Consider the following 11,404-nt stretch of genomic DNA (forward strand, 5'->3'; position numbering starts at 1 on the left):
CAATAAAACAATGGAGCAGACACTTGAATTGACACACAACCTGCTGGCCACTAAAGGGCAGCGTTTTGCAAACTACATTATAGATTTTATCATTAAGTTTTTAATTGCCGCTGCAATAGGCATAATTTCCGGTTTGTTATATCAGTATTTTGATATTGTTGGCCCTTATTATTGGGTAACTAACATGAACAAAATAGAAGAGTTTTTGCTGGGCTATGTTATATTGTTTTTTTACTACATTTTGTTTGAAGCAACATTGCAACGCAGCCCTGCAAAGTTTATTACAGGCACAAAAGTGGTTACGTTTGATGGGAGTAAACCTTCATTTGGAGATATTGTAAAGCGCACACTTTGCAGGATGATACCTTTTAATGAGTTTTCTTTTTTAGGCGAGCCGGATAAAGGATGGCACGACAGCATATCGCAAACATATGTTATTGATATAAAAAAATACAATCAGGCTTTGCAGTTAAAAAACTCGTTTGAGGAAATTGGCGCAACAACAGAATAAGCAATAGCCTTGTTAAGGCTTACTTAAACAAACAAGAACATGGCAAACGATAAAAAAGGCGTTTATAGCGGAGTGATAGAAAAGGACGATAACGGCAACTATTTTTGCGGTGAATATTTATTAGACTATCAACAGGTACAGGCAAATTTTAAAGAGGGAGACAAAATAACCATCAAATCGGTTATAGAGAACCCCAGCGATAAAAGCTACGAACAATATAACAAGAAGTCCCGCGATTTCTTTTTGTTTAACCTCAAAAAGTAGTTTTTTGGTTGATAGTTGTCGGCTGTTAGTCGTGATTTAGAAGTATTAGTTTTCCTAAGCCTGTCATCTCAATTCTACCATCTGTCATCTCAATTCTAACATCTCAATTCTAAATTAAAATGATGCAATGGGAACAGCTCCTGTCGTTAAAAAAACAGGGCGATACAAGTAAAAGGTTACGCAAAGAGCAGGACGATACACGTCTGGGCTTTGAGGTAGATTATGACCGTATAATATTTTCGTCGGCTTTTCGTAGCCTTCAGGATAAAACACAGGTAATTCCGCTCAGCAAAACCGATTTTGTGCACACACGCCTTACGCATAGCCTTGAGGTTAGTGTGGTAGGCAGGAGTTTGGGTAGGCTTGTAGGTAAAAAAATACTGGAAAAGCACCCTTATCTGCACAACATTCATGGTTTTGAGATTAACGACTTTGGAGCTATCGTGGCTGCGGCTGCCTTGGCACACGATATAGGTAACCCACCTTTTGGGCACAGTGGCGAAAAAGCTATAGGCGAATATTTTAAGACCGGAAACGGTCAACAATATAAAGAGCAACTAACCGCTAAACAATGGCAGGACCTTATAGATTTTGAGGGAAATGCAAACGGTTTCAATTTACTCACGGCTTCAAGACCGGGTATTGAGGGAGGCCTTCGTATATCCTATGCTACGCTGGGCGCTTTTATGAAATACCCAAAAGAGTCGCTACCTAAGAAACCTACCTCTAACATTGCCGATAAGAAATATGGATTTTTTCAGTGTGATAAAGTGTTTTTTCAGGATGTAGCTAAAGACCTTGGACTGATACCTAACAAAACAGGCGATGATATGGGCTACGAGCGCCATCCGCTGGCCTACCTTGTGGAGGCTGCCGACGATATTTGCTATACTATTATAGATTTTGAAGACGGTATTAACCTTGGGCTTATCAGCGAAGATTATGCTTTGGAGTATCTTATAAAGCTGGTTAAGGATAATGTTCAGGTAGAAAAATATAAAACACTTACCACTAAAGAAGACCGCATTAGCTACCTGCGTGCACTCGCTATTGGGACCCTTATAAACGATGCTGTGAATGTTTTTCTTGCTAATGAAGAAAAGATACTTGCAGGGCAATATCCGTATGCCTTAACAGATCAGGGACAGTATACCGCCCAAATGAAAGATATTATAAACCTTAGTATTAAAAACATTTACCAAAGCCGAGAGGTGGTAGAAAAAGAGGTTATTGGCTACCGTATTATCAACACATTGTTAGATACATTTTGCACGGCCTACAACAATAAGTTTGAAGGTCGCGAAAGCAACTACGACAAGCTGGTGCTTAAGCTCCTGCCTGAAAGGTTTGTTACTGAAAAGATGGATCTATACGACCGCCTGCTGCACATTTGCCACTTTGTTAGCACTCTTACCGATGGCAATGCACTACTACTTTATAATACTATTACGGGCAGCCTGAAATAATAACCGCTTTTTTATTATTCTTTTACAAACTTTAGCTGTGTTGTGCCTGCATTGGTAACCAATGTAACAAAGTGTATACCATTGGCTAAACTGGCTATGTTTATACCTGTAGTGTTGCTGGCTTGCAATACCTTTTGCCCTAAAGCATTGTAAATGGCTACTTGGTTTATGTCAACACCCTTTGGGACAGAAATATTAAGCATATTTCCGGCCGGGTTAGGGTAAAGGCTAATGCTGTTTAAAAGGCTAAAGGGCTTGTTGCTAAGGGTAACGCTGCTGCCGGCAGATATAATGTCGCTTTTAATATTAAAAATAACATTATTAAAGGCAGCGAAAGGCAGTTCTACATCAAACTGCTGATGGTTAACGGTATTGTCTACAACGGTGTCAAATACTTCTCCATTCGTCCCCATAAAACGCAACGGGACAGGCAACTCATAAAAAGAGGCACCACCTTGGGTTTGCGTTTGGTTTATTGTAACCACTGCATGGTTTGCAGTTCCGTGGTTTACAGTAATGCTGTATGTAGGGTATCCCTCACCATATATCCAGTCGGCAAAAAAGTCTGTAAGGTCTAATCCGCTGGCAGTTTCCATGTGCGCAATAAAGTCAGGGGTTTTGGCATATCCGTATGCCAGTGCAGGGTCGGCAAGATAATTTCCTACGCCTTCAAAAAACTGCTCGTCACCCAGTTTAAATCTAAGCATGTGCAATACCATAGCACCTTTATTATAAGTTAGCCTGCTGGCAAAAACACGTCCTACCGAAAGCGTGTCGGCGGCAGGGATGTATACACTTCCGTAAGGCAATGAGGTAATATTTTCCACGTTATTACGCTTCCACAACGCAAAGTTATTGTTGCCGTCTATGTGCTCAATCATAAGTCCGGTAAGATAGGTAGCAAAACCTTCGTTTAGCCAAATATCCTGCCACGACCCGCAGGTAATTTTGTCGCCAAACCACTGGTGTGCCAGTTCGTGGGCAATAAGTTCACGATTAAACCCTCCCATAAAAGACACGGTAGTATGCTCCATACCGCCTCCAAAACCGCACTGTGCATGCCCGTATTTTTCGGTGTGGAAAGGGTATGTTTCAAACCTTTCTTCAAAGAAGTTCATTATAGGAACTGTTTGTTGTGTTTGGGTCTGAGCTGACGTGAGGCTTTCAGGATATACATAATTTACAATAGGGAAAGTGTTTGGTGCTGTTCCGGCCGTTTGGGTATAAACACTGTAATTGGTCACAGCAATAGCTACCAGGTAAGCCGGAATTGGGTAGTTGTGCTGAAAATGGGTTGTTTTGGTGCCGTTGCCATTGTCTATAGCCGATTGCTCTAAGCCGTTGCTTACGCTCACATATTGCGATGGTGCTGTAATAAACACATCTATACTTTCAATTTTATCATTAAGGTCCTGCTTGCAGGGCCACCAGTCTTTTGCACCATAAGGCTCAGAGAGCGTCCATAGTATAGGCGACCCGTTGTGGGTACTGGTAACAAAAGAATCCAGCCCACTTGCCAAAGGGGCACCTTCATAGGTAACAACAATGGTAGCTTCTTCTCCGGCAGATAGAGTTTGTGGAAGGGTAATAACCACTTCTTCTGTATTTTGCGTAAAATTAAGCTCGGTGCCATTTATGGTTGCCGAGTTTACCGTAAGGAAATTAGTAAGGTCGAAGGTAATGGAAGCCATATCCTGCGTGGCTGTAAACGTTGTGGTAACACTCCCTGCAATATATTGCACAGCCGGGTCTACTGTAACATTAAGCGTTTGATGTGTAACATCATAGTTGCCGGTGTTTAGGTTTGCTACGGTGTTGATAGTGCGGTAAGCTGCTTTCATTTCGCTTTCAGAAATACTTTCAATCAAACTGTTGTTGGAAGCAGATACAGGCGTGTGCTGGGCGAAAAGCGCACTTATATTTAAAAGGGAAACCAGTATGAGGGTATAGTTTTTCATTATCAGGCAAAATTTTTCTCAAATGTAAATATAAAACATTGTTGGATTGCCTGTTGCACGCTAATGGTTTTAAAAATCGGTATTGAATTTAACATATCTTCTATTGAAAATAAGACTTCAATAAAGTGTCTGATCAAAAAATCTTTGTTAAGTAAATGCCAAAAAAGAACTAAAAAATGCTATTTTTGGAAATCAAATTATACTAATGAGGATTATTTCTTATAACGTAAACGGCATTCGTGCAGCTTTTACAAAAGGTTTTATGGAATGGCTAAAACAGGCCGATCCGGATATTATATGCCTGCAGGAAATCAAGGCAACGTTTGACCAGGTGGCCATCAACGAGATTGAAGAGGCCGGATACCCATATCATTACTGGTTTTCGGCACAAAAAAAAGGCTATAGTGGTGTTGCTATATTTAGTAAGCATAAGCCTAACAATGTTGTATATGGAACAGGGATAGAACACATGGATTTTGAAGGTCGCAATCTTCGCCTTGATTTCGATACTTTTTCTGTAATGAGCCTGTATTTACCGTCGGGAACCAATATAGACCGTTTAGATCATAAGTTTAAATATATGCATGATTTCCAGGAGTACATCAACGCACTGAAACTGGAGCATCCGAACCTTATAATTTGCGGTGATTATAATATTTGTCATGAGGCAATAGATATTCACGACCCTATTCGCAACGCAAAAGTATCAGGATTCCTACCGGAAGAAAGAGCCTGGCTCGATGCATTTATAAAGAACGGTTTTATAGATACGTTCCGTCATTTTAATAAAGAACCTCACAATTACAGTTGGTGGAGCTACCGTGCCGGGGCGCGGGGCAATAACAAAGGCTGGCGTATAGATTATGCGCTGGTTACAGAGCCGATGAGGCAACGCCTGACCCGTGCGGTTATTTTACCCGAAGCCAAGCACAGTGACCATTGCCCGATTGTGGTAGAATTTGAATAAGCATTTCATCCAAATAAAATAAAACAACTACAAAAATGATCAAAAGAGTATCTGTAGCCCTGCTTGTAATGGCACTTGCTACATCGTGTGTGTCTAAAAAGGTTTTTAAAGACCTTGAAGATAAATATGCCAACCTTAAAAAAGAGAACCGTACAATGGCCGATGAAAATGCGGCTCTTACGGCAGAGAAAAATAAGCTTGACCTACAGGGTAAAAACCTGCAGGCTGAGTTGGATAAAACCAAAGCTGAACGCGATAAACTGGCGGCAGACTATGCTGCAACGCAGTCTACACTTGATAATTTAAAGAAATCGTATGCTGCGTTAGAAAAAGACAGCAGCAGCGCACTTGACGCTAACGTTAAAAAGAATCGCGAACTGCTTGCCCAGCTTGAGGCTAAAGAAAAGGCTCTTGCTGCCGAGCAGGAAAGACTTAACAAACTTAAAACCGAGTTGCAGGATAGGAGTGCCCGTGTTAACGAGCTTGAAAGCAAAATAGCTGCTCAGGAGGCGGGACTTACAGCCCTTAAAGATAAACTGAGCAAAGCCCTTAACAGCTTTGAAGGCAAAGGTCTTACTGTAGAGCAAAAGAACGGTAAAGTTTATGTGTCTATGGAGAATAAGCTTTTGTTCGGCTCTGGCAGCTGGATCGTTGGGGCAGAAGGTAAAAAGGCGGTTACTGAGGTAGCTAAAGTACTTGCTGATAACCCGGAAATTACAGTGCTTATTGAAGGGCATACCGATAATGTTCCTTATGCGGGCAATGATCAAATTAGCAACAACTGGGATTTGAGCACCAAACGTGCTACAGCCATCGTAGCCATTATTAAAGACAACAAAAAGGTAGATCCAAGAAACCTTACCGCTGCAGGTCGTGGAGAATTTGCTCCTGTGGCAAGCAACGACACAGCCGAAGGTAAGAGCAAAAACAGGAGGATTGAAATTATCCTTACTCCTAAGCTGGATGAAATATCGAAATTGCTAAACGACCTTTAATGGTTAGTGTAAATAATATAGAGCCCGTTGTTTTAAAAGACAGCGGGCTTTTTTTGTTTTTGGAACACGGATGACACGGATTGGGCAGATGACCACAGATTTTCTTTTTGGGAGTTTTACGGCAAGTGATGTACTTCCGTCTCCTTTGGAGCTCTTTGTTAAAGTTCGTGGATTCTGCCGCAAAGATTCGCAAAGGCAAAAATATTTACAGTAACAATTTAGTTTATGCCTTTGTCATACCCTACAATAAGCCATTACGATTTGTGTTCCCTCACCAATGGTGTAAATTACTTTCTTTGTGAATCTTTGCGCTCCCTTGTGTGGCTTTGTGTAATAGTGCCAAAATCTATTTACATCTGCCCAATCCATATCATCCGAATTTCATAATATGTAAAGAAACCCTATTTTTGCACCATGAAATGGCTTACGCAACTATTTGCAACCCCAAAAGCAGAAACTACAGATCCCATGAAAAAATTTCTTATTGCCGGACTGGGCAACATCGGTGCCGAATATGTAAATACCCGACACAATATTGGTTTTAAAGTTTTAGACCGTTTGGTGCAGCAGGAGGGGCTTAGTTGGGAAACTGCTAAATTGGGTGCGGTAACAGAATATAAAATTAAAGGGCGCACGCTTATTTTGCTTAAGCCAAATACTTACATGAATCTTAGCGGCAAAGCAGTTAAATACTGGCTTGATAAAGAAAATATTCCTAAAGAAAACCTGCTTGTGGTAACCGACGATCTTAACATTCCGTTTGGGGCACTGCGTCTTAAAGCTAAAGGCAGCGATGGTGGACATAACGGACTTAAAAGCATACAACAGCTACTCAATACTTCCGAGTATCCACGTTTTAGGTTTGGGATTAGCGACGAGTTTAAAAAAGGAAAGCAGGTTGATTATGTTTTAGGTGAATGGAGCGAAGATGAAAATAATAAGCTGCCGGAAAGGCTGGACAAATCGGTAGAAGCCATAAAGTCATTTGCGCTTGCAGGTATTGCCGATACCATGAGTAATTTTAACGGAAAGTAATTTAGATAACCGAACTTTTGAATATTTGATAGCTAGATCAATGAGTTAGCAGAAGAATAAACTTTGGCGTTAAATTTGTACTTTAGTCCAAAATCGCATACATGAAAAATATAGCTGCATTTCTGTTTTGTTTTTTGTTACTGTCCTGCGCTTCTTCAAAAAGCAGTAAAGCCTTAGTTAACAACAATACTACTGTAGAAAGCGAATGCCCGCCCAAAGGCGATTGTATTGCGGTAGTGCACAAAAACAAAAAGCTTGTAATTAAGACCAGCGATATTGGACAGACTTACTATGAAATCGAAGATGCACCAGATAGGGTAGTGGTTACTTACACTTACACCAAAACAAGGAAAAGCGAGTATCAGGACGATTTTTACAGCGAAGAAATCGCTTTTGAATCTGATGAGAACCTGTCTGATTTTAGAAATGGTGCCTCACCCGATATGTATTTTAAAGTGCTGTGTTTTTGCCGTGGCAAGATGGGTACCTATAAAGTTGATGGAGCAAAAGCTACTCTCAATAATAACAAACTTTCTCTAACAATACCGCAAATTGTAGACAATCAGTTTACACAACAAATAGTTGTTTCGTTCAATTAATATTTTCCCCTTACCCGCAATGAGTTTATCCGATACCGATTATATCAAAGCCATACGCCTTTTTAATTTACCTAACGGTGACTGTTCTTTTGAAGAAGGATTTTTGCCTAATGCCACCACTATAGAAAACAAAGGCTTTTTTGCCCAAACCCAAATCGAGCCTTATCAAAGAGTAGCCCACCCGGCACCCCGAAGGCAATATGTGGTTACGCTTAAAGGCACGCTACGATTTGAAGTTACCAACGGAGATGCATTTATTATAGAGCCCGGAGTGCTTTTATTAGCCGAAGATGTTCTTGGATTAGGGCATACCTGGAGGCTTATTGAGGACACTGCTTGGCATCGCCTTTATATTCCTTTGCATGATGATGCCGATAGTCATTTTATCAAAAAAGGTCATGATTTTTAGAAAATCTAAACCATTGGTCAATTCTTAAAGACTTGTTATAATTGCTGTTTTACTGTTATAGTATTGTAAAAGCATAAGGTTTAACCTATTAAAGTGAGTAACTTTAATAAGAAGTCACTCAATAGCGGCTTTTCATTAACCTTAAATTTTCAGGCTATGTACAGGGGCAAATTATATATAGCAATGGCAGACGAACATAAAGATGTACAGTTCTCTTTTAAAAAAGTTTTTAAAGAGATAAGGGTTAAACACGAGCTAAACGTATTTAAAGACTGTCATCAGCTCATGGCATACCTTATGGAAACCAAAGTGGTACCTCATTTAGTGTTCTTAGATGTCAACATGCCCGAACGTTCGGTGTTGCAATGCATCAAAGAAATAAGGGCGGTTAAAAAATTGCAAAATCTTGTTATCGCTATTTACAATACACTTTCTAATAACGACGACGAAGAGAATACCTTTATTGCAGGAGCAAACATCTATATTAAAAAACCGGCAAGCTTTACGGCTTTCAAAAAAATCATGGAAGAAGTATTAAGTCTTAGCTGGCTATACACTACCGATGGTTTTAACCGTGATAATTTTATATTGAGCTACTGATTCAATTACGAATTTGAAATTACGAATTACAAGTTTATGGAACGCAGGTAATACGACTTTGCATTGTGTGTTTTCTCAGATAGTTTAGAAGCTAATCCGTGTAAATCCGTGATTGCGCAGCATCCGTGTCATCCGCGTTCCATTTTTTTTATCTATTATCTTTCCTCTATTCCCTTTCCTCCAAGACCTTTATCATCCTGAACGATTTTAAAAGGTGTATCAAACCCGGAATGATAAGCAATCCACCAATGATCAGTGAGATGCCGAGTATGCTGATTACCTTGTCCGGAGCATGGCCGTCGAGCAGGCTTATTTGTCCGCTTTTGGCAATAATCAGGTTAGGGAAATGTGCACCAATAGCGGCAAAAAGTATGAGTAACACCTGTGTGCCTGCCCAAAAGCGGCACCATATTATCCTGCCTATTTGTATAACCCGCCATAATGGGTACAGTAATATGCCCGAGAGGGTCACAGCGCCAAGGGCATAATAATTATTCAGAAAATCGTGGGTAAATTTATTGTTGGCAAGGTAACCTGCCACAAGCGTTGCAAAGCCAATAACTACCACGGCAACAATAGCAATGGCAGCTTTGCGCATGTACATACGTTTTTCATAATTTTTAGCTTCGCCTATTAAAAACGTAGCCGCAAGGAACACGCACAGCGCACTAAAAAAGAAACCTGTAAGTATAGGGAAAGGCTGTAGCCAGGGGTGTATATATACTTCGGCAAAGCCTGCATGGGAGTTGTCTTCAAGCAGTATAATATCACCGCCAATGAGTCCGCCAAAGGTCATCCCTAAAAATATTGGAGTAACCAGACAGGAGAATTCAAACATGCGGTCGTATAAGTCCTGCGATTTGTCTTTTACAGCATCATAATGTCTGAAAACAAAAGCTACTCCACGCAACGTAATGCCTAACAAAACTAACGTAAGCGGTATATGAAGGTAAATAATTACGATATTATAAAATTCAGGGAATGCAATCCATAATATTACAATAAGAATGATGATCCAAATATGGTTGGCTTCCCAAACAGGGCCAATGATACTATAAACTGTTTTCTTTATCGACTTTTTATGATCGGCCGATGAAAAGAGTTCCAATATGCCCGCGCCAAAATCGGCACCGCCAAGCAATACGTATAAAAAGAAGGAGAGCACTACAAAAAACAACACTACATACAGCATAACCTATGAGTTTTGGGTGGTGTTAAGAACTTTAATTTGCCTTGCCATTAGCCATGTTACTGATATGGTAAGCACGGTGTACAGAACCACATACATATAAAAACTGTAAACCATGCCCGGCATAGGGGTTACGGCATCTTTAGTGCGCATAACGTTATGGATGATCCACGGTTGGCGCCCTACTTCGGTTACTATCCACCCTGCTTCAAGAGCAAGGAAACCAATAGGAGCCATTAAGGCAAAATACAGCCAGTAGCGTGGGCTTAGCTGCCAGTTTTTCTTTTTAAGGCTAATAAAGTAAATAACGGCAGCAAGCATTAACAACATGCCTAAACTTACCATAACCTGAAAAGCATAATGTGTAATGGCAACATTAGGCCGGTCTTCTTTAGGGAAATCGTTTAGGCCTTTTACTTCGGCATCAAAATCTCCAAAGGCAAGAAATGACAACGCTTTAGGAATTTCTATTTTATGGGTAACCTCTCCTGTTTCGTTATTTACAATTCCGCCAATATATAGCGGGGCACCTTTCTCGGTTTCGTAATGTGCTTCGAGTGCAGCAAGTTTAACTGGCTGGCGGTCGGCAATGTCTTTGGCAGACAGGTCGCCACTAATGGGTTGCAGCAGTGCAGCTATGGCGCCAAACAGTATAGCAATGTTAAAGGCTGGTTTGTGTACTTCAACCGAACGTTTTTTGTATATCTGCCAGGCGTGTATTCCTGCTACGGCAAACGATGTGGCGGCAAAGGCTGCAAGCGTCATGTGAAGTGCCTGGCTGAACCATGCCTCGTTAAGGAACGCCTTTACCGGGTCTATGTTGGTAAACTGCCCGTTGATATAATCGAAGCCCGAAGGAGCATTCATCCAGCTGTTTGCCGATACTACGAGGATTCCCGACAGTATGCCCGAAACCCCAACAATAATACCTGTAAACAAGTGAAAGCGTTCCGGTATTTTGTTCCATCCATAGAGGTAAAAGCCCAATGCTACAGCTTCAATAAAAAAGGCGGCACCTTCCAGCGAAAACGGCATACCTATAATGGGCCCGGCATATTTCATAAAGTTGGGCCACAACAGACCCAGCTCAAACGACAGTGCCGTGCCCGACACCGCACCGGTTACAAAAAATATGGCTACGCCTTTTTGCCACGATTTGGTTAGGGTTAAAAAAACAGGCTTTCGGGTTTTGAGCCATTTGTAGTGGCTTATTACCATAAAAAATGGCATTACCATTCCTATACAGGCAAACACAATATGAAATATAAGCGTGAATGCCATTTGCATTCGTGCGGCATCTAAATTATCCATTTACAAGTCTCTTTGTTTGGAGTAGTAAAGGTAAGGGATAAAGGGATGCGGAGGGAGGAGTTGGCGTGGATTTATGTGTTGAGTAAGTGATAGTTTTAAA

General features: G+C 40.8%; 12 protein-coding genes. 9 read left to right on the top strand and 3 right to left on the bottom strand.

What is annotated here, in order from left to right; all coding sequences use genetic code 11:
• The first annotated feature begins 10 nt into the window (after positions 1-10).
• From GR160_RS17680 to GR160_RS17690, 3 genes are all read left to right on the top strand, one after another.
• Entirely contained in the window at positions 11-511 is a 501-nt protein-coding gene (locus GR160_RS17680; protein WP_160751230.1) for an RDD family protein, read from the top strand.
• Positions 512-550: 39 nt separating this feature from the next.
• A complete protein-coding gene (locus GR160_RS17685) occupies positions 551-775 on the top strand; it encodes a hypothetical protein (protein ID WP_160751231.1) in 225 nt (74 codons plus the stop codon).
• Between the two features lie 122 nt (positions 776-897).
• Complete coding sequence (locus tag GR160_RS17690; protein ID WP_160751253.1) at positions 898-2,241, top strand: deoxyguanosinetriphosphate triphosphohydrolase; 1,344 nt, start codon at positions 898-900, stop codon at positions 2,239-2,241.
• A 14-nt stretch (positions 2,242-2,255) separates the two neighbouring features.
• On the opposite strand, the gene GR160_RS17695 is transcribed toward GR160_RS17690, so the two are convergent.
• Entirely contained in the window at positions 2,256-4,199 is a 1,944-nt protein-coding gene (locus GR160_RS17695) for a M1 family aminopeptidase (RefSeq protein WP_160751232.1), read from the bottom strand.
• A 205-nt stretch (positions 4,200-4,404) separates the two neighbouring features.
• Between GR160_RS17695 and GR160_RS17700 the strand changes: the two genes are divergently transcribed.
• From GR160_RS17700 to GR160_RS17725, 6 genes are all read left to right on the top strand, one after another.
• Positions 4,405-5,166 (top strand): exodeoxyribonuclease III, encoded by a 762-nt coding sequence (locus GR160_RS17700; RefSeq protein WP_160751233.1) that lies wholly within the window; start codon positions 4,405-4,407, stop codon positions 5,164-5,166.
• Between the two features lie 35 nt (positions 5,167-5,201).
• Complete coding sequence (locus GR160_RS17705) at positions 5,202-6,161, top strand: OmpA family protein (protein ID WP_160751234.1); 960 nt, start codon at positions 5,202-5,204, stop codon at positions 6,159-6,161.
• A 468-nt stretch (positions 6,162-6,629) separates the two neighbouring features.
• Positions 6,630-7,196 (top strand): aminoacyl-tRNA hydrolase, encoded by a 567-nt coding sequence (gene pth / locus GR160_RS17710; protein WP_160751235.1) that lies wholly within the window; start codon positions 6,630-6,632, stop codon positions 7,194-7,196.
• A 101-nt stretch (positions 7,197-7,297) separates the two neighbouring features.
• Entirely contained in the window at positions 7,298-7,795 is a 498-nt protein-coding gene (locus GR160_RS17715; RefSeq protein WP_160751236.1) for a hypothetical protein, read from the top strand.
• A gap of 19 nt (positions 7,796-7,814) precedes the next feature.
• Positions 7,815-8,204, top strand: coding sequence for a hypothetical protein (locus GR160_RS17720; RefSeq protein ID WP_160751237.1), 390 nt, complete (start codon positions 7,815-7,817; stop codon positions 8,202-8,204).
• 183 nt (positions 8,205-8,387) lie between these two features.
• Positions 8,388-8,804: a response regulator gene (locus GR160_RS17725; RefSeq protein ID WP_237421248.1), complete on the top strand. Its 417-nt coding sequence runs from the start codon at positions 8,388-8,390 to the stop codon at positions 8,802-8,804.
• A gap of 166 nt (positions 8,805-8,970) precedes the next feature.
• Here GR160_RS17725 and GR160_RS17730 read toward each other — a convergent pair whose 3' ends face one another.
• Entirely contained in the window at positions 8,971-9,996 is a 1,026-nt protein-coding gene (locus GR160_RS17730) for a cytochrome d ubiquinol oxidase subunit II (RefSeq protein WP_160751239.1), read from the bottom strand.
• 3 nt (positions 9,997-9,999) lie between these two features.
• Positions 10,000-11,304 carry a cytochrome ubiquinol oxidase subunit I gene (locus GR160_RS17735; RefSeq protein ID WP_160751240.1) on the bottom strand — a complete coding sequence of 435 codons (1,305 nt, stop codon included), beginning with the start codon at positions 11,302-11,304 and terminating at the stop codon, positions 10,000-10,002.
• Positions 11,305-11,404: the final 100 nt, after the last annotated feature.

The organism is Flavobacterium sp. Sd200 (assembly GCF_009826935.1).
Lineage (GTDB): Bacteria > Bacteroidota > Bacteroidia > Flavobacteriales > Flavobacteriaceae > Flavobacterium.